We start from the raw sequence: 19525 nt of genomic DNA on the forward strand, positions 1-19525 counted from the left end.
CTAAGGGTTAACGCTTACTTTGTTAAACAGACAATTCTTAAATTTTTTAAATACCACAAAAAATGCCTTTATTATCACTTCTTCATTTTCAGCACTTTTTCCTGATATAGTGTTTTATATAATGCAGAATTGAATATTAATAAAGCTAGGTTAGCTTTTTTAGCGTTTATATCTATAAATTTAACAAATGATATGTTTTGTATTTATTTCCAACTGTAATAATCAAATTGTCCGTTTCGCTATTTCATGGTAAAAAAAACTGTTTATCCATACATAGCTTAAGGAACTGGCGTGATAAAAAAAATCTTAGACATTTTCCCTATTTTTGGGAAAAAAGACGTCGATATTACTGAGAAATATCTCCAAGAATCTCTTGTACTGCTTGCTGTATTTGATGAGGGATTACCTAAACGTGCATTAGATTATGTACTTAGAGGCACAAACCCTGAAATTCTTTTTGAATTAAATAAACTGGATGCAGCAAAAGCAGCTGTTTATTTTCATCGTGCAGGAACATTAGAATGGTGGTATGCCAGTAATATTGATACAGGAAAGTATAGTAAAGTTATCACCCAAGGTCTTAATGCCCGCCATAAGCTCTACTCTAAAGTTGGCGAAAGCTTTTCCTTAGAACAAGTCGCTCGTTATGCGAAAGTCATTGCAGCTGCATGCCAAGATATCAATATCAAAGTGACAACAACTGAAGTGCCAACTTGGGTTATCTACCTGTTAGTCGATGCGTTTTACACCACATATGATAATGCACGTAATCTTAATTTAGAACATCGTAAACATTGGAGTATGGAATTTATCGCCAATATGGTCGAAGCAGAGGCCAATATTGCAGGCGAAAATGCATTATTCGCAGTATTCGATAGAAAAGATATCTCTGAATATTATGTTTCTAATCTTAAGCGTATTTATGAACTTCATGATTTAAAAGATTATCTGCTTTCACATCAAGACTTTATTAGAGCAGAATTAATTGAAAAACTGTCAGCAAATGGTTTAGTCGAGCTAATTAACTATCTAAATAAAAATACGATATTACGTGATACTTTTGCAGACATTATTGTTTTACTTGCCACCAGTAGTTTAAAAACAGTGAAAAAAGCTGCAGAGCCTATATTGAATACCTTACCGGCTGAAATCGTAAAAGAAAATTTAACCCATGTTTTAATGAATGGTACACCAAAGCAACGTACACAAGCTGCTGACTTATTTGCTCGTCAAGGTGAAAACCGCGATGTCCTTGAAGAAGCTTTAAAACATGAAACCTCAAAAGCGGTCATCAAGAGCATTGAAAGTGCCCTACAACGTTTTAGCGTTGTTGATAATGCAAATACCGTTGAAGCTATCGAAGCGCCGGATTTTACGCCATTAGAAGATACGCCATTACCCGATAGTGCCCGTGATATTATGGTCAATAACTTCAATGAGATGTTAGCTAAAGCGAAAGAAAATGCTGAACGCGAAATTGAAGAAAATAAAACATCAAAACACTCTTATAATTGGGCACAACGTCATTATAAAGATTTATCTAAGATCGATGAAAAACAATGTCGTGCGTTAGTAGATAAACTCAATAGTGGACAAGGCACTATTCAGTCAAATGAAATCCAAATTATTAAACACAAAAATCGTATTCCTAATTTACCAGAATACACATTCTTTCATGCAGTGCGGGTGATAACCAACAACCGCCAACATGCCGATCACTTCTCCTCTCACTACTTTAATGGCGATATTCCTGATCGTTTATTTAGTGATATTGAATTACGACAAGTTGAAAATGCATTAGAAAGATGTAGCTTCAAACGCGCAACCCGTGTTACAGCTGCATTATGCTTAGAATCTTATCAAGATGGCTTACGCCGTTTCCGTAAACCAGAACAAGTTTGGCCTTTCTTCTCTCAACATACTGATTATATTGCAGAAGCGTTAAACTTAATGCCAACCCAAAGCGAACATCGCTATCGCCAATTTGAAACATCACAGGGTATTGAAGTATTGGGTCGTTTCCCAACAATTCCTGCGCAATTTGTTCCGCGCATCATGGAATTGGCATTAGGCGAAAATAAAACACACCGTGTTTCTGCACAAAAATTATTAGAAACGCTACCTAATATTCATTTAAGTGCGCAAGAAGGATTAACCTCTAGTAAACAAGAGATCCGTGTTACCGCCATTGAATGGTTAGCTCGCTTAAATAATCCCGATTCCTTACCTGCCCTTAATGCCTTATTGAAAAAAGAGAAACGTGAAGTAGTACGGGCCTCTTTACTCACTGCATTAGAGCAATTAGGTGAAGATATTTCGAGCTATTTATCGCCAAAAACATTATTAGCAGAAGCTGAAAAAGGCCTTAAAGCCAAAGCGCCAGCAAGCCTTGCTTGGTTTAATTTCGAGGCTATCCCCGCACTCACATGGGAAAATAAAAAAGCGGTTGATCCTGCGATTATTCGTTGGTGGATTATTCTGGCAGTAAAATTAAAAATGCCTGGAGGCAACGCGTTATTACAACGTTATATTGGCCTGCTTTCTGCAGATAGCCAACGTAAACTTTCAAGCTTTATTCTACATACCTTCGTTGCTCAAGATATTAAAGGGCCATCACTGGAAGAAGCGATGGTAGAAGCACAGCGTGAAGCTCCGGGGCGTTTAAGTAATTATCAAAACTGGGCTAAACGTTATCCTGAATATTATGCTAAATATGAAAACTTCACATTAGAGCAAGTGGTTGAAGAGATTAAAAACGAGGTATTACGCCGTTATTTAGGCTCAGCAATCAGTGATAAAGGTATGCTTGCGCTTATCTGTGGAATTGAAGGCCATGTAGCGGTATCTGTATTACGTAACTATATGCGCGATCATTATCAGCGTCGTGCTCAAATTGAAGCGATGATTGATGCAATTGCTTCAAGCAATGATCCTATTATCATCCAACTTCTCCTTTCGTTATCTCGTCGTTATCGCACTGCATCTGTTCAGGAGAAAGCTCGTAATTTAGTTACGCAAATCGCAGAGCGTAATGGCTGGAGTGCAGATGAATTAGCCGATAGAACTATTCCAACCGCAGGTTTTGATGATACCGGAACATTAGTGCTGGAATATGGTGAACGTATTTTCACTGCAAAAATGGATGCAAAACAAAAACTTGTTCTATTTAATCCTGAAGGTAAAGAAGTTAAAGCGTTACCTGCCGCGCGCAAAAATGATGATGCAGAGCTGATTAAAGAAGCGAAAAAACTTTTCACTTCAAGTAAAAAAGAACTTAAACAAGTTATTGAATTACAAAGTGTACGTTTATATGAAGCCATGTGTGCTCAACGCCAATGGTTAAGTGCAGATTGGCAGGAATATATTTTAGCTCACCCAATTATGCATAAATTAATTGAACAATTAGTTTGGCAGGAAGTTAAAGATGGTGAAGTGATCAATACGTTCCGCCCTTCTGATGATGGTGCATTACTTAACATTGAAGATGACGAAGTCACCTTACAAAATAACTCATTTATTCAACTAGCCCACGCTGCATTAGTTAATGAAGATGAACGCAAAGCATGGATTGCTCACTTTAAAGATTACAAAGTGAAGTTCTTATTCTCACAAATGGAGCATAAGATCCCAGAGTTAGATCTAACGCAGACAGAAGTTGAAGATCGAAAAGGCTGGATCACAGATACCTTCACGTTACGTGGTATTTTGACCAAAATGGGTTATCAGCGTGGCCCTGCTGAAGATGGAGGCTCGTTCTCTCACTATTACAAATTCTTCTCTAGCTTAAACTACTATGTCAACATCGGTTTCAGTGGTAGCTATGTGCCAGAAGAGAACATTCCTGCGGTCTTATTTGATTTAAGTTTTGAGAAAAATCAGCAAGATTACTGGGATCGCAATAATATTGAGCTAAAAGAAGTGCCACCAATTTTATTAGCAGAAAGCTATGCTGATTACCTAAAAATCGCCGAAGCTTGTGCAGGATTCGATCCTGAATGGGAAAAGAAAACACCTTGGTAATAAATAGGGATAACTAGGAAAGAATATGGCTAAAAAAGCACCCGCAGATCAACAAGCAATCAGGGAAAGCGCTGAGGTTCGATTTGCTCAAGAGTTAGAGCGTTTAACAAAAGCAGATGTTAATAATCCTAAACCACAAGGATGGCTTCGCTCTCCTCGTGCTGTACGCCAATTTATTTTAGGTGATGATGCGCTAGGCATCACACCTAAGTTTTTTGGCGATGATGCCTTGGTTGATCGCGCAATTGTCACATTATTAGGCAAGCAAGGTTTAATGCTAGTTGGTGAACCAGGTACAGCAAAATCGATGCTCTCAGAGCTTTTTGCGGCTGCCATCAGTGGTGATTCAGGGCTAACTATTCAAGGTACTGCAGGCACAACAGAAGATCACATCAAGTACTCATGGAACTATGCGTTGTTATTAGCAGAAGGCCCAACAGAACGCGCTTTAGTGGGATCGCCACTTTATCAAGGTATGTTACAAGGTAAAATTGTTCGCTTTGAAGAGATAACTCGTTGTCCTCCTGAAATTCAGGACGTACTGGTTTCTTTGATGTCAGAAAAACAGTTAATGATCCCTGAAATGGGTGACGGTGCACGTATTAGTGCAAAACCTGGGTTTAACCTTATCGGTACAGCAAACTTACGTGACCGAGGCGTCCACGAGATGTCTGCCGCATTAAAACGTCGTTTTAATTTCGAAACCGTAAAACCTATTCGTGATCCGGCATTTGAAATCAGCTTAATTCAATCACAGTTAGAAAATGAATTAGGCTCTTTAGCTAATGAAGTGACGGTACCTGCTGATGTAGTGGAATTACTGGTAACTACATTTCAAGAATTACGTTCAGGTAATACACAAGATGGCGGTAATATCAAAACACCTGATGCGGTTATGTCTACCGCTGAAGCCGTCAACATTGCTTATGCTTGTGCATTAGAAGCTCATTATTTAGGTGATGGTGTGATGAATGCGGGTGCTATTGCGCGCCAATTAATCGGTGTCGTATTAAAAGACAATGCTGATGATATTAAACGTATTCGTTATTACATGGACAATGTAGCTAGAGAACGCGCAAGAAACAGTAAAGAGTGGAAAGCGTTCTTTGATGCATCAAAAGAGTTTTGGCAATAACACGCTGAGACCCATTGCTACACAATAAAATACGTTATTTATCAATTAAAGGCAGAGTTCACTGACTCTGCCTTTTCACCCAGAAAAGGGATCGACACGGTGACGCTACCTTCAATACCTTTACCAGAAAGAATTGACCAAGCTCGACTGAAATGGACGTCGTTACAGCAACAACATCTCTATTTTGCCCCTGTGCGCCATCACAGCCCCGCTTGTGCTTATGCCGTTTTATCACTAATTGATTCGGTAAAACCTGATTATATTTTAATTGAAGGCCCTGATACCTTTAATTCGCTTATTCCAAGCCTAACAGATAAAGACACCCTGCCTCCGGTTGCTATAATGGGGCAAGCTGAATATTTGCATAATGATGGTAACCAAGAAGAGAGAGAAAAATCACTGCACTCTGCTTATTTTCCATTTTGTGAATATTCACCTGAATGGCAAGCATTGCGAGGTGGTTTACGCATCAATGCGAAAACACGCTTTATCGATTTGCCTTGGGCCGCTCAAGTTAATAATGAAGAATATAGCGATTCACAAAGCCGTAGCTTACAAAAAGAGCGTTATTTAGCCCATAGCCAGTTTATTGCACAATTAGCCAAAAAATGTCATTGCCGTGATCATGATGATGTTTGGGAGCATCTTTTTGAGCTACGCAATATTGAAGCTTTAGCTGATTGGCAAGCCCTCTTCAATGATACCTTTATTTGGTGTGCACTTGCGCGTCTTGATTATGAACCAGAAGTACTTGAATCAGAAGGTTCTTCGCAACGTGAAGCACATATGCTCACTCATATTCAAACCATCAAACAACAAGAGCCTAATGCCAAAATTTTAGTTGTGACAGGGGGATTTCATACCCTTGCATTAATTGAAGGTCTAGCTAATTCACAATCTCAATCCTTCGCCATTTCTAGTACAGAACAAAAGCAATTCACTAAAATGCAAAAAATGGCCGAAAAAGAACAAGCTTGGCTTATTCGCTACAGTTTTGACAGATTAGATGCACTTAATGGCTATGCTTCTGGTATGCCATCTCCGGCTTTTTATCAACAAGTTTGGCAAAGTTTGATGCAACAACATCATGATAAATTAGAAAATAATGGTGTTACTAAACAACCGACTCAAATATATCGCAATAAAATGGGGATCGCATTTCTAAGCTCAGTGGCTCAATCTATTAGAGAAAAACAATTTGATAATCCACCCAGCTATTTAGCCGTAAAGCTGGCAGCCGAGCAGAGTTTACGTCTTGCTTTACTTAGAAATCACACGGGTATGGGTCGCTATGACTTGCTTGATGGTTTACAAAGTGCCTTTATTAAAGGCAGTTTAGATGACAGCCAAAGCGAGTTATGGACGGAAATTAAAACCTGTTTTTCAGGCTATCTATTAGGCAAAATTCCATTAGGTACGGCAACACCACCGTTGGTAAATGAAACCTATGAACGTGCCAGAGGTTTTCGGTTTAAACTTGATGATACACTAGCAAAAACCACTAAATGTGATGTGTACCGTAACCCTCAACATCGCTTAAGAAGTCGTTTTTTACATTTATTGGCTTTCTTAGAAATTCACTTTGCACATCGAATCAATGGCCCTGACTTTCTTTCTGGTCATCAATTAGATTTATTGTTTGAAGAGTGGCAATACGCTTGGACACCCAATGTGGAAGGTGAGCTGATTTCATTATCAGAGAAAGGCTCTCAACTTGAAGCTATCGCCTTAACTAAGTTGTTATCCATGGAAAAACAGCTTGAAGAGCAAGGCCAAGGTCGCTCCAGTCAAAATGCAGTCTCTTTATTAACACAAGCGGCATTAATTGGCCTCCACCAGCGCATTCCATCACTCTTTAAACTGTTGGATAGCTATATTCAGCAAGATTTTCGCCTTGAGTCATTAACTCAATGCGGACATAAATTGATCCATTTATGGCGAGGCCGCCAATACCTTGATATTACCGATGAGTTGGCACTGGAAAATCGACTACATCAAGTTATCCCTCAAGCATTTTTTTGCTTAGAGCAACTCGCTCAAGGCGACGAACAACAACAAGAAAGTAATTTACAAGCCTTGCTCTCTTTGCGTGAACTGATTGAATTTATGCCATCACTCAATAACCCACATGATTACAAAAGTGATTTCTATCAGAAACTTAATCGCCTTGATGGTCAACTAGATACAGTTCCTTTATTAAAAGGTGCTGTTGATGCATTACGCTATTTAGGCTCATATATTGATGAAACCACACTAACAAGCGCATTAAATGCCACGTTTAGTACAGGAAGTTCTCCTGAGCAAGCGATTGGTTATTTTGTAGGAATTATGCGAACCGCACCGGAGCTTGTGATCCGTTTACCTTTATTAGTTGATCACTTAAATATCTTGTTACAACAATGGGATGAAGAACGTTTTATTCAGATCTTGCCTGATCTGCGTTTTGCATTTAGCCAGCTTAATCCCAAGCAAAATGCAGAACTTGCACAATATATTGCCAACGATATTGGTTTAGATACACAAGCGTTATCATTATGGCAATCAGAATTTAGTGCTAAACAGATGATTGAAGCCACTAAACTTAATCAAAAACTGCAGCAGCGTATAACGGAGCAAGGCATGATTTCTTGGTTTGATACTAAGAAAGCAGAGAAAGGAGACAATACCCATGAGTCAGCATAATGGCGATATGCCTGAAGATAAAATACAACAAGCAAAACGCTGGCGCCTGATTTTAGGTCAATATGCGGATGATGCTCTTGGGCAAGCGACTTTTAATGCTGATGATTTAAAAGTTGAACGTACACTCGACTTTCTCTATCGCCGAGAATATCAGCGCCGAGGGCTTCGTCAAGAGCGAGGACGTCATGGTTCACTCGATGCATCACAACTTACTGCGGTAAACTGGTTAAATCAAGCACGTAAGCTATTTCCTAATAGCACCTTTGAACGTATGCAATCACAAGCCATTGAACGTTATCAAATCAGTAGCTTTCTTAAAGATCCCAATACGTTAAAAGCAATGGAGCCCACAAAAGCGTTAGCCAAAACACTATTAAGTTTGCGTGGACGAATGAGCGAAGAAACACGAGATGCGGTTAAAACTATTATTCGTAAAGTGGTTGAAGATATTTTACGTCAAATTCGTAATAATTTTCGCCAATCATTAACGGGACGTCGTAACCGCTTTAGACGCTCTTTGGTGCCTAATAGTCGCAACTTTGATTGGCGCGCAACTATTGCCGCAAATTTAAAACATTACGATACCCAAAATCGGCGCTTAGTCATTGAAACACCTTATTTTAATTCACGGATGCAACAGCATTTTCCGTGGGATGTTATTCTCTGCGTTGACCAAAGTGCGTCAATGTCTAGTTCCATTATGTATGCAGCAGTTTGTGCCAGCATTTTAGCTTCATTGCCAGCCGTTAATATCTCGTTAGTGGTTTTTGATACTCAAGTTGTCGATTTATCTCATTTAGCAGACGATCCTGTTGAGGTTTTAATGACCGTACAATTAGGAGGCGGTACTGATATTGCTGGTGCAATGCAATACTGTGAGAGTTTGGTCAAAAACCCTAAACGCACGGTTATTTCACTGATCAGTGACTTTGAAGAAGGTGGCTCATTAAGCCGCTTATTAGATTGCACACAACGTCTTAATAGCCAACAAGTTAAATTATTAGGGCTTGCAGCACTTGATGATGAAGCTCAACCTGCTTATGACTCTGCGATTGCACAAAAACTCGCGGACAGAGGAATGCAAGTTGCCGCCTTAACACCAGAACATTTCGCGCAATGGCTAGCAGAGGTAATGCAATGAGTTGGCAAACAGTTTACTTTCATTACGATGAAGATGCGTTAACGGTCTTTGCAAATGCTGGATTACTAAGACGCGCAAAAAAAGATGTTGATAATGAAAAAGTTTCTCTTACTGATGTAAGCACAGGACAATTTAGTAGTGACGGACAAAATGTCGTGCTACACGAAGCAGGTATTCAACAAGCTAGTTGTGATTGTCCAGCATCAGGTTGCTGTAAACATATTTTAGCCGCCGTTTTATGGCTACAAGCTAATAATGTCGATCATTCAAGTAGTGATAATAGCATTGAAACATCATCAGAAACTATTAGCAAACCTGTTGAAATCTCGCCATTGTTACCCACTTTATTTACACTTGATCCTGGGCTACTTATCAAGAAAGCAGGTAAACCTGCGTGTCGAACTGCAATTAAATTAATTGAGCAATGGGAAAATATAACGTTCAATCTAGAAGACACTGGAACTCAGTTAAAAATTCAACTTCCTGATGTGGATGAACCTGTTATTTTCTTACAAGCGAGTGGTTATGATGGCATGTTATCACCTTTTTCTGACTCTCAGAAAAAAGCCTTTCATCTCGCTATCGTGGCTAAATTATTTGAGCAACACACGAAGCCTTGGACGTGGCCTGAAGATTTAATTGCGGTGCAATCTTCAAAACGTCCTCTGAATGATGAAGAAATAGTTCTAATTAGTACCATCGAACAGTTTATTTATGATTTATTACGTCAAGGGCTATCACATATTAGCTTAAGCAGTGCAACGCAGTTGCATTTATTGAATATGTCTGCTCGGGCAGAAGGTTTACCTCGTTTAGCGTCTTATTTACGGACATTAGGTACTCAAGTCAAACTGTTAGCAGAAAGACATTTCACCATGGATGAAAGTAGTGTCTTGCGCTTATTAGCTCATATTTCTGCCTATCTATTCCAATTATCTAATGCGACACCAGAACAGTTAAAAGTGTTACGAGGGCAACTTCGTCGTCAATATGATGATAAAAAAAATAGCCTCTCTCTTATTCCTGTTGGGGCAAATTGGTGGACAGCGCAAAGTGGCGCATTAGGAGCAACGTTTACCTTTTGGGATAGCGAAGAAAAACAGCTATTACAAGCGACACAAGCTCGCCCTAATCAGCTCGATACCTTGTTTAATCGTTATGGTGTTTGGAACAGTTTGTCATTATGGAAACAAACCGCGGATAAATTAATGCGTCGTCCTTTTTTATTACAAGAGCCTCGTATTTCTGATGAAGGAAAACTAGCCACTATTGGTGATAGCTTTGCTCAAAATCAAGCGGATTTTCTTGATATTTCGGACTACAACAATTTGCAAACTGAGCTAGGCATCAATAATTGGCAAGATTTACCCGATTACTTCGCCCATCAAACAGAAGGATTTCTTTCCCCTCTTGTTTTGCATATCAAAAACTACAAACCTTTAATTTGGTATGAAGTAGAGCAATGTGTAATTTGGGAAGTGTCAGATAATTATGAAAATTCAGCGTTCTTACGCCTTTATTGGGAAGGAACAACACAAAATAATCTAGAAGAGTTGCGTTTTCTTACCCAAAAAGAGTTAGAAATTGTCGCAATCACAGTGCAACCAGTTCGACGTGATCTCAATATAGATTTGTTACCAACGACTATTTGGATCAAAACAGAGAAAGGCGTTGAACTGTTTTATCTCGATTTTGACCAATTTCCACGTAAGAAAAAACAATCAGGTTTTATTAGTCGTATTCAAGAATATATGGCTAAGCGTAAGCAACAAACAACAATGCATCACAGTGAACCAACGCTTACACAAAAATTCTGTCGCCCTATTTTATCGGTATTAGAAGCTCAAGCGTGTACTGGACGGGAATTACTCTCTGAAATACAAAAAGAGCAATTAGAGATAAGCAAACACACCGCAGATGATTTGGGGATGACATTAATTGCTGAGCAATTAGCTTATTATTTGGCATTAACTTCCCGTGATCCACGGGCGTTATTACAGTTAATTTGGCTATGTGATAATCTGCAACAATTGCAAAGTCCGTTACCTATTCAACTTAACGAGTAATTAGTATTAACGGAAAAAGCTATTTCTCTAATTAAAGAGAGATAGCTTTTAAGATAAGAATAAATGGGGTTATGCTGGATTATCAATATCAACAAATGTCACATCTAAATGATGTGTTTGAGCCAGCCATTCACCCAAGGCTTTAATGCCATAACGCTCTGTTGCATGGTGCCCCGCGGCAAAGAAATGAACGCCCATTTCTCTTGCAATATGAATGGTCTGTTCTGAAACTTCACCTGTCACAAAAGCATCTACCCCCTGCTCTGCTGCATCTTGAATAAAGCCCTGTCCGCCCCCGGTACACCACGCAATACTGCGAATAACATCAGGTGCATTATCACCACAGTGTAATACATTGCGTTGTAACGCTTTTTCTAAACGTGCTTTTAATTCAAGAGGCGCTAAAGGTAAATCAAACACGCCTTTAGGTACTAAAGGTAATATTTCACCTTCAACTTTAACGCCCATTTTTAACGCTAATTGAGCATTGTTACCTAAGATTGGGTGCGCATCTAACGGCAAGTGATAACCAAAAAGATTAATGTCATTGCAAAGTAATGTCTTTAAGCGGTTACGCTTCATTGAACGGATCACAACAGGCTCATTTTTCCAAAAATAGCCATGATGAACTAATACAGCATCTGCATTTAAACGTACCGCTTCATCAAGTAAAGCTTGGCTGGCGGTCACACCCGTGACTATTTTTTGAATATGAGGGCGTCCTTCAACTTGAAGGCCATTAGGTGCGTAATCTTGAAAGTTTTCAATGCTTAGTTTCTCATTAATCACTCGTTCCAGATCAGTATTCTTCATTTCATTCATCTCCCTATTATCACGAATGCCACTATTTATATAACAATCTAATAAATAGCAATAGGTTAAAAGCATCCGTTTAAATAAACCATTATTCTTTATTGTAACGTAAAATTTGCAGATTATTTGAAGTTAAGAAAAAACGAGAAGGTAGCATTGCAAAAATGCTTAAAGAAGAGAGGATAAAATTAACGCCTACTTATGCAGGCGTTAATTTAATGTTCTGTTATTTGTGGCTATTTAATGCTACTTCTGATTTTGCCAGCCAAACTGGTTTATCACTTGTTTTAGACCATACACGGTGTATATAGCTATAAAATTGTGCGCGTTTAGGATGGAAAACCATAACAGGAAATGCCACAACACCTAGCGCAATAGCACCAGTACGACGGGCCAAAACATGTTTTTTTGTATATTCGTTATAAGCTGGCATAGTGTTCTCCTGCATAAAATGAATTGATGCTGAAATTTTACCTCATTTGATGAAATTTTACTACTGATCAGACCACTTATTTTGTGCGAAAAATCACCTTTATTTTGCTTGTAGTGTAATTAAATTTCACAATAGAAATAAAAATGAAACAAAATTAAAACAAAAACAAAAACCTATTAACAAAGCAAACTAATACTTTATTGAATTACGGCGGTTATAGTAAATAATTTCGCGAGTGAATGATAAAAAAGAGAAATCAGAGAATGAGATTTACTGCTAAACAAAATAAGTTTAGCAGTAAACAAGAAATTAGATATTGGCTAACTCTTTAAATAAATTAGGGTTTTTATGAATAGCAATAAGTACTTTCGCTGTAAGCCCTGTCGGATTACGTCTTTTTAATTCCCAACTTTTTACAGTATCGATACTTGTCCCTAATGCATGTGCAAATTCACTTTGTGAAACGTTAAGTTGCTCCCTAATCGCTTTTACATCAGCAACTTCAAACCGAGTCACTTTCGATGCTTTTTTATCGCCATTTTTAATTTCTACGGCTTCTTCTAAAGAGGCTTTTAGATCATTGAAGAAACTCATATCACCGTTCACCTTTAAGTCTTTTTGTTAGTTTTTTTAACTCAATCTTTTCTGAATCAGTTAAACTAATTTTTATTGTTTTTGGATACGCCATAACTAAATAGATAACTTCTTTAGTCGCTAAAAAATAAATAACTCTAGTCCCCCCACTTTTACCTTTGTTACCTACAGCCATTCTTATTTTGCGTAATCCACCTGTTCCTTTAATTAAGTCGCCTTTATCAGGTTTACTGATAAGTTCATTTTGAAGTATTCTTATTTCTTTATCTGTAGCCAATAGTTTGATTTGCTGAGTAAATATTGAGGTTTCAATAAATTCTATAGCATGACTCATTAAGTTCCCTTTCTAATCCATCATTTGAAAGTGTACAATGTACACCATCAAAATTCAAGATTAAATACGAGTTCTCATACTATAAAGAATTTTCTTGAAAAATTTCTTCTATTTCTATTTAGAGGGAATAATTTGAATTAAGACATATTTATTTCTTCACTGCTTTGCCTTTGCCACGTAAGGTTTCAGTTAACCCTTTCAGAAAGTATCTCACCAGTTGATCGCCACAGTTACGGTAGTTTTTATGTCCTGGTTTACGAAATACAGCACTGAGTTCAGGCTTAGAAACACGGAAGTCTGCAAGCTCATAAATCTTTAAAATATCCACATCTTTTAATTCAAAAGCGACACGCAGTTTTTTTAGGATAATGTTATTTGTAATACGCTTTTCAACTTCAGGTGCTGGAAAATTCTCATCCTTGCCACGACGATAAAAAATCAGACCATTTAAAAAATGCCCCATCGCATTATCGTCACACTCAACGAACTCAGGCTCATCGTCTTTTTTCAGCCAACTATTTACTAACTCTTTTGTGACTGTGAAATCAGCCAGTTTCATTATTTCAACAACGTGCGCATCACTTAGATCCAGCATGTAACGTACACTTCGTAAAACAAAATTATTTTGCATTGTATTGATTATCCACTCTATTTTTAATTCTAAATCAACCTCAATGATGGATATCAATGCTGTGATCTAAAAATATTCAATAATTAAAAAAATACACTCTACCTTTAGGTAGAATGTATTCTATATAAATAGTTTATTGCACTAACTTATTTGTTAGAAAAAACATTATTTACTATTTCAATGGCTTCTTTTTCAATTAACTCACGATGCTCAGGCCCACGGAAGCTTTCGCAGTAAATTTTATAGGCTTCTTCTGTACCTGATGGACGAGCTGCAAACCAGCCGTAATCTGTCATCACTTTTAAGCCACCAATAGAGGCACCATTACCTGAAGCATGTGTTAAACGAGCAGTAATTGGGTCGCCCGCTAACGTGCTTGCAGTTACCATTTCTGGTGATAAGCGTGACAACAGTGCTTTCTGTTCATGGGTTGCTGATGCTTGAATACGGTTATAGCTTGGTGAGCCAAAACGCTGCGCTAGTTCATTGTAATGCTCTTGTGGATCTTTGCCTGTAACTGCTTTCATTTCAGCCGCTAACAAGCATAAAATGATACCGTCTTTATCGGTTGACCATGGTTTACCGTTAAAACGTAAGAAAGATGCTCCTGCACTCTCTTCACCACCAAAGCCAAACTCACCACTAAATAAGCCTTGAACAAACCATTTAAAGCCAACAGGCACTTCAACTAGTTCACGATCTAAATCTGCTACAACACGGTCAATCATTGCACTTGAAACCAGTGTTTTACCCACTTTTACATCTTTAGCCCATTGTGGACGATGACGGAAAAGGTAGTTAATCGCAGCCGCTAAGTAGTGGTTAGGATTCATTAAACCAGAAGGTGTAACAATACCATGGCGATCGTAATCAGGATCGTTAGCAAAGGCTAAATCAAATTTATCACGTAATTGTAATAAACCTTCCATTGCCCATGGTGATGAACAGTCCATACGAATAACGCCATCATGATCGAGCGTCATAAAACGGAATGTCTGATCGACTTGATCGTTAACTAATTCAAGATCAAGATCATAATACTCTCCAATGCGTTTCCAGTACTCAATACCAGAACCACCTAATGGGTCAACACCTAATTTTAAGCCCGCTTTCTTAATTGCTTGCATATCAACAACGTCACCTAACGCTTTGACATAAGGCATAATTAAGTCTTGAGCGTCAATATAACCACTCGCCAACGCTTCATCATAAGAAAGACGATTGATCCCTGCTAAATTATTCTCAAGCAGTTCATTGGCACGTTTTTCAATCACTGAAGTTAAATCGGTATCAGCTGGTCCACCATTTGATGGATTATATTTAATACCACCATCTTCAGGTGGATTATGGGATGGCGTGATCACAATACCATCAGCAATATCTTGATGCGCATCGTTGTAAGTCAAAATAGAAAAAGAGACTGCTGGCGTTGGTGTATAGCCATTATTTTCTTGAATAATCACTTTCACTTTATTAGCAGCGAGTACTTCTAAAACAGAAATAAATGCAGGTTCTGACAGTCCATGGGTATCTTTACCCACGTAACATGGCCCTGTTACTCCATTTTTTGCACGTACTTCAGCAATAGCTTGTGCAATTGCCAAAATATGGGCTTCATTGAAGCTATGGCGATTTGCACTTCCGCGATGGCCAGATGTACCGAATTTCACACGATGAGCATTAATGCTAGCTTGTGGTTTAAGTGAATAATATTGAGACGTTAATTGCGCCACATTAATCAGATCACTTTGGCGAGTATGCTGCCCTGCTCTTGGATGAATTGCCACAAATCTTCTCCTATTTGACATCACAAGCACGCTTTAAACAAAAGCCTTTGCAATGCATCAATTAACAATAGTGGTTAGATAGTTCCACACACCTTATCAATCTCATTCGCAGGAAATTGCATATCCTGCATGATGCTTTGTACCATTGTTCTTTTACGCTCTGTATTGGAGTTAGTAATCACCCAAAATGGCGTGCCTGAAATATGGCGCGGTTTTGTATGACGTCCACTATCGAGTAATGTTTGTTCATCACCAGCAAAATAGATGCGTGTTCGTCCATGTACTGTTTCAGCAGATTGAGTAAAAGTAGCGCTATCTAGGCTATATAATGTAGAAAGGATCTGTAAAAAACGATCAACTGATTTTGTTTTTTCTGCATAGCTGTCAGATAACAACAGTTCTCGCATTTCACGGACCGGATTTTTTGCTGGTGTAATCGATTTAGGTTCAGCTTCCTGTTTAATAACAGGTGCTTGTACTGACTCAGTGACAACGACTGGTTGTACGGGCTGTTTGGCATCAAGCTTCAGTAGACGCCTTAAAATATCTGAAGCGCTTTCACCGATATGTCTAGTTTCGCTAGCAATATAGCGGTAAAGTTCGTCATCAATTTCTATCTTTTTCATTGCTACCCAGTACTGTTTTCAAAAAAAAGTAATTAGGATTATAAGATATAATCTTTAAAAACAAAATAGGTAAAATTTCAATAACTTAAAGAAGATCTATACAAGATCCAGCCATTTCAATAACTAAGCTTGGTATTTATCCTATTGTTTATCTCGGTATCATCTTCTATTCTTTGAACTTATTCAAACAAAGCCTGCTTCAAATACCGCCTTCTCACACCACACCAACCATTGAATAATATAAAATTCTAAATATTTATTTTTGAGCAATATCAAGATTTCAACTTTTTAAATAACTTTAGAATAAATATCTATATAATGTTATTTATATAGGTTTTTATAAATTCCCCTTATCAATTATTTCTACTCTTAATCACTCATGCATATTATTACGATAAGTTGGCTTAGTACCTTGTGCATGTCATCATAGAAAAAATCGCACTTATTTTTTTGGTCATTAACATGAAACTCAATACATTATTAAATTATCAATTACATCAGCCTGAAACAGCACCTGCATCCGATTTACCTATTGTTTTGATCCACGGTCTTTTTGGTGACTTAAATAATTTAGGCGTATTAGGACGTGATTTACGCCAAGACCACACCGTGATACAAATTGATGTACGTAATCATGGACATTCCCCTCATAGTGAAAGTATGAATTATCAAGATATGGCACAAGATGTCCTCACATTACTTGATAGTTTACATATCTCAAAAGCCATCATTATCGGGCACTCCATGGGGGGGAAAATTGCAATGGCAATGACGGCATTAGCACCAGAGCGAATTGCTCGCATTGTCGTAATAGATATGTCACCAGTAGCTTACAATGTTCGTCGCCACGATAACATTTTTGCGGCACTTGAAGCCGTTACTAAAGCTCAAGTTACACGACGTCAAGATGCGGTAAAAATTATGAGCCCTTTTATTAAAGAAGAGGGGGTTATTCAGTTTTTACTTAAATCATTCAAAAGTGGTGAATGGCTATTTAATTTATCTGCAATCAAAAATGCCTATTCAGAGATTATTGGCTGGCAAGAAATCCCTGCTTGGAATTATCCAGTGCTATTTATTCGTGGTGGTTTATCACCTTACATATTAGATGAATATCGTAATGATATTGCACGCCAATTTCCACAAGCTAGCGCTTTTGTCGTAGCAAACACTGGGCACTGGGTACATTCAGAAAAACCTAGCACTGTTATTAACGCTATTCGTCGTTTTTTATCCAAAGCTTAATTTATTGCCTAAAGTGGCGTCATTAATAAAGTAATAATTTTTATGAATGTATAATTATTGTACTTAATCACGCAATCTGTCGATAAAAAGACCAAATGACAATAGGTTAAACTCAGGAAGCAGTGGCAGGACGCCACTATGTGGGGTATTATTGGGCGTTTCGCAATTTAGTCATTGGTATACGCCCTTTCACAGCAAAATTTATGGCAAAAGAACAAACTGATCGCACCACACTGGATTTGTTCGCAGATGAACGCAGACCTGGGCGACCTAAAACAAACCCGCTTTCTCGGGATGAACAGCTTAGAATTAATAAACGCAACCAATTAAGACGAGACAGAGTCAATGGTTTACGTCGAGTTGAGTTGAAATTAAATGAAGACGCTGTGAATGCACTTAATGAGTTGGCGACAGCAAGAAATGTTAGCCGTAGCGAGCTTATTGAAGAAATATTACTAGAACAATTGGCGCAAAATCACGCCTTGAAAATACATCAAAATGAGAATAGCTAGCAACTAAACCACACAAATTCGACAGAATTACCCTGCTATTTTCGTCAAAATACGTTTTTTAGTTTTCTATTATGAAAACAAGATGCTTATTTTTCACTAGTAATTGTTCAAACACAGACAAATATACTCTAACTATTTCAAAGTGTGGCTAGGTGGCAAGTAAAGGAGTTACTGGCACATATAAAAGTATGTGATTAGTACGAATCAACGTAGTCAACAACGCAACAATTTGAAGTATAACGAATATAGAATAAAAGAGGTTATCTCACTTTATGGCAATCATAGGTATATTCTTCGGCAGTGATACCGGCAACACTGAAAATATTGCCAAAATGCTTCAAGAAAGACTGGGCGCTGATAATGCCGAAGTTCATGATATCGCAAAATCCAGTAAAGAAGATATCGAAGCATTTGATATTCTGTTACTAGGTATTCCTACTTGGTATTATGGTGAAGCACAATGCGATTGGGATGACTTTTTCCCAACTCTAGAAGATATTAATTTTGAAGGTAAGCTGGTTGCACTGTTCGGTTGTGGCGACCAAGAGGACTATGCAGAATACTTCTGTGATGCAATGGGCACAATCCGCGATATTATCGAACCTCGTGGTGCTGTGATTGTGGGTCACTGGCCAACAGAAGGTTACCATTTTGAAGCCTCTAAAGGGCTTGCAGATGATAATCACTTTATCGGTTTGGCGATTGACGAAGACCGCCAACCAGAATTAACCGAAGAGCGTGTTGATGCTTGGGTTGCTCAAATCAAAGAAGAAATGAGCCTAGATGAAATTCTGGGATAAATAAATACTCAATATTGAGAATGATAATTATTCAATGGTGTGCTAAGATAGTGTGATAGGTAGGGGTGTTTATTTTTAAATATCATGCCTATAATCAATAAGGTTATTTATTCACCCGAGTGTTAATGAATAAACCCTATTAGTGAGCACAAAAATTAAATTCACCATTAGCAACAGGATTAAATCCGCATGACCGACAATAATAAAGCGTTAAAAAATGCTGGGTTAAAAGTTACACTTCCTCGCTTAAAGATCTTGGAAGTGCTCCAGGATCCTGAGTGCCATCATGTCAGTGCTGAAGATCTCTATAAAAAACTCATCGATATCGGTGAAGAGATTGGTCTGGCAACCGTGTATCGCGTCTTAAACCAATTTGACGATGCTGGTATTGTTACCCGACATAATTTTGAAGGTGGTAAATCAGTATTTGAATTAACTCAACAACACCATCACGATCATTTAATTTGCCTTGATTGTGGTAAAGTTATCGAGTTTACAGATGATGCGATTGAAGTGCGCCAAAGAAACATCGCTGAACGCCATGGTATAAAACTTTCCAATCATAGCCTTTATTTATACGGCCACTGCGCTGAAGGCAATTGTAAAGAAGATAGCCACGCACATGATGAGAAATAATTCATTCTGGATAATCTCTCAGTAAAAAAAAGGAACTGTTCACAGTTCCTTTTTTATTGCCTTAAATTTG

General features: G+C 38.1%; 16 protein-coding genes. 9 read left to right on the forward strand and 7 right to left on the reverse strand.

Annotated elements, in window-relative coordinates; all coding sequences use genetic code 11:
• Nucleotides 1-291: 291 nt before the first annotated feature.
• The 5 genes from JEP40_RS07035 (at nt 292) to JEP40_RS07055 (ending at nt 11044) form a co-directional block, all read left to right on the forward strand.
• Nucleotides 292-4020: a DUF4132 domain-containing protein gene (locus tag JEP40_RS07035; RefSeq protein WP_198622982.1), complete on the forward strand. Its 3729-nt coding sequence runs from the start codon at nt 292-294 to the stop codon at nt 4018-4020.
• Between the two features lie 25 nt (nt 4021-4045).
• A complete protein-coding gene (locus tag JEP40_RS07040) occupies nt 4046-5155 on the forward strand; it encodes an ATP-binding protein (RefSeq protein ID WP_198622983.1) in 1110 nt (369 codons plus the stop codon).
• A gap of 99 nt (nt 5156-5254) precedes the next feature.
• The gene (locus JEP40_RS07045; RefSeq protein ID WP_198622984.1) at nt 5255-7837 is read left to right on the forward strand and encodes a DUF5682 family protein; all 2583 of its coding nucleotides are present in this window, start codon (nt 5255-5257) and stop codon (nt 7835-7837) included.
• On the forward strand, nt 7824-8978 hold the full coding sequence (locus JEP40_RS07050) for a VWA domain-containing protein (RefSeq protein ID WP_198622985.1): 1155 nt from the start codon (nt 7824-7826) through the stop codon (nt 8976-8978). Before JEP40_RS07045 ends, JEP40_RS07050 begins: the two co-directional genes overlap by 14 nt.
• Nucleotides 8975-11044, forward strand: a complete 2070-nt coding sequence (locus JEP40_RS07055; RefSeq protein WP_198622986.1) for an SWIM zinc finger family protein — start codon at nt 8975-8977, stop codon at nt 11042-11044. Before JEP40_RS07050 ends, JEP40_RS07055 begins: the two co-directional genes overlap by 4 nt.
• A 69-nt stretch (nt 11045-11113) precedes the next feature.
• Here JEP40_RS07055 and JEP40_RS07060 read toward each other — a convergent pair whose 3' ends face one another.
• The 7 genes from JEP40_RS07060 to seqA form a co-directional block, all read right to left on the reverse strand.
• A complete protein-coding gene (locus JEP40_RS07060; RefSeq protein WP_198622987.1) occupies nt 11114-11857 on the reverse strand; it encodes a type 2 GTP cyclohydrolase I in 744 nt (247 codons plus the stop codon).
• Nucleotides 11858-12083: 226 nt separating this feature from the next.
• On the reverse strand, nt 12084-12290 hold the full coding sequence (locus JEP40_RS07065; RefSeq protein WP_198622988.1) for a YbfA family protein: 207 nt from the start codon (nt 12288-12290) through the stop codon (nt 12084-12086).
• Nucleotides 12291-12599: 309 nt separating this feature from the next.
• Complete coding sequence (gene nadS / locus JEP40_RS07070; RefSeq protein WP_012367660.1) at nt 12600-12884, reverse strand: NadS family protein; 285 nt, start codon at nt 12882-12884, stop codon at nt 12600-12602.
• A gap of 1 nt (nt 12885) precedes the next feature.
• A complete protein-coding gene (locus JEP40_RS07075) occupies nt 12886-13218 on the reverse strand; it encodes a type II toxin-antitoxin system RelE/ParE family toxin (RefSeq protein WP_036919972.1) in 333 nt (110 codons plus the stop codon).
• 148 nt (nt 13219-13366) lie between these two features.
• Nucleotides 13367-13849 (reverse strand): DUF1456 family protein, encoded by a 483-nt coding sequence (locus tag JEP40_RS07080; RefSeq protein WP_075671621.1) that lies wholly within the window; start codon nt 13847-13849, stop codon nt 13367-13369.
• Between the two features lie 146 nt (nt 13850-13995).
• On the reverse strand, nt 13996-15636 hold the full coding sequence (gene pgm / locus JEP40_RS07085) for a phosphoglucomutase (alpha-D-glucose-1,6-bisphosphate-dependent) (RefSeq protein WP_198622989.1): 1641 nt from the start codon (nt 15634-15636) through the stop codon (nt 13996-13998).
• Nucleotides 15637-15710: 74 nt separating this feature from the next.
• Entirely contained in the window at nt 15711-16262 is a 552-nt protein-coding gene (gene seqA / locus JEP40_RS07090) for a replication initiation negative regulator SeqA (RefSeq protein ID WP_072070220.1), read from the reverse strand.
• A 462-nt stretch (nt 16263-16724) separates the two neighbouring features.
• Here seqA and ybfF point away from each other — a divergent pair, with 462 nt between their 5' ends.
• From ybfF to fur, 4 genes are all read left to right on the forward strand, one after another.
• Nucleotides 16725-17507 carry an esterase gene (gene ybfF / locus JEP40_RS07095; RefSeq protein ID WP_198622990.1) on the forward strand — a complete coding sequence of 261 codons (783 nt, stop codon included), beginning with the start codon at nt 16725-16727 and terminating at the stop codon, nt 17505-17507.
• A 203-nt stretch (nt 17508-17710) separates the two neighbouring features.
• Nucleotides 17711-18019: a LexA regulated protein gene (gene ybfE, locus JEP40_RS07100; protein ID WP_109410031.1), complete on the forward strand. Its 309-nt coding sequence runs from the start codon at nt 17711-17713 to the stop codon at nt 18017-18019.
• Nucleotides 18020-18291: 272 nt separating this feature from the next.
• Nucleotides 18292-18819: a flavodoxin FldA gene (gene fldA / locus JEP40_RS07105; protein WP_115351382.1), complete on the forward strand. Its 528-nt coding sequence runs from the start codon at nt 18292-18294 to the stop codon at nt 18817-18819.
• Between the two features lie 189 nt (nt 18820-19008).
• On the forward strand, nt 19009-19455 hold the full coding sequence (gene fur / locus JEP40_RS07110) for a ferric iron uptake transcriptional regulator (RefSeq protein WP_006537692.1): 447 nt from the start codon (nt 19009-19011) through the stop codon (nt 19453-19455).
• Nucleotides 19456-19525: the final 70 nt, after the last annotated feature.

Source organism: Proteus vulgaris (genome assembly GCF_016239305.1).
GTDB lineage: Bacteria > Pseudomonadota > Gammaproteobacteria > Enterobacterales > Enterobacteriaceae > Proteus > Proteus vulgaris_C.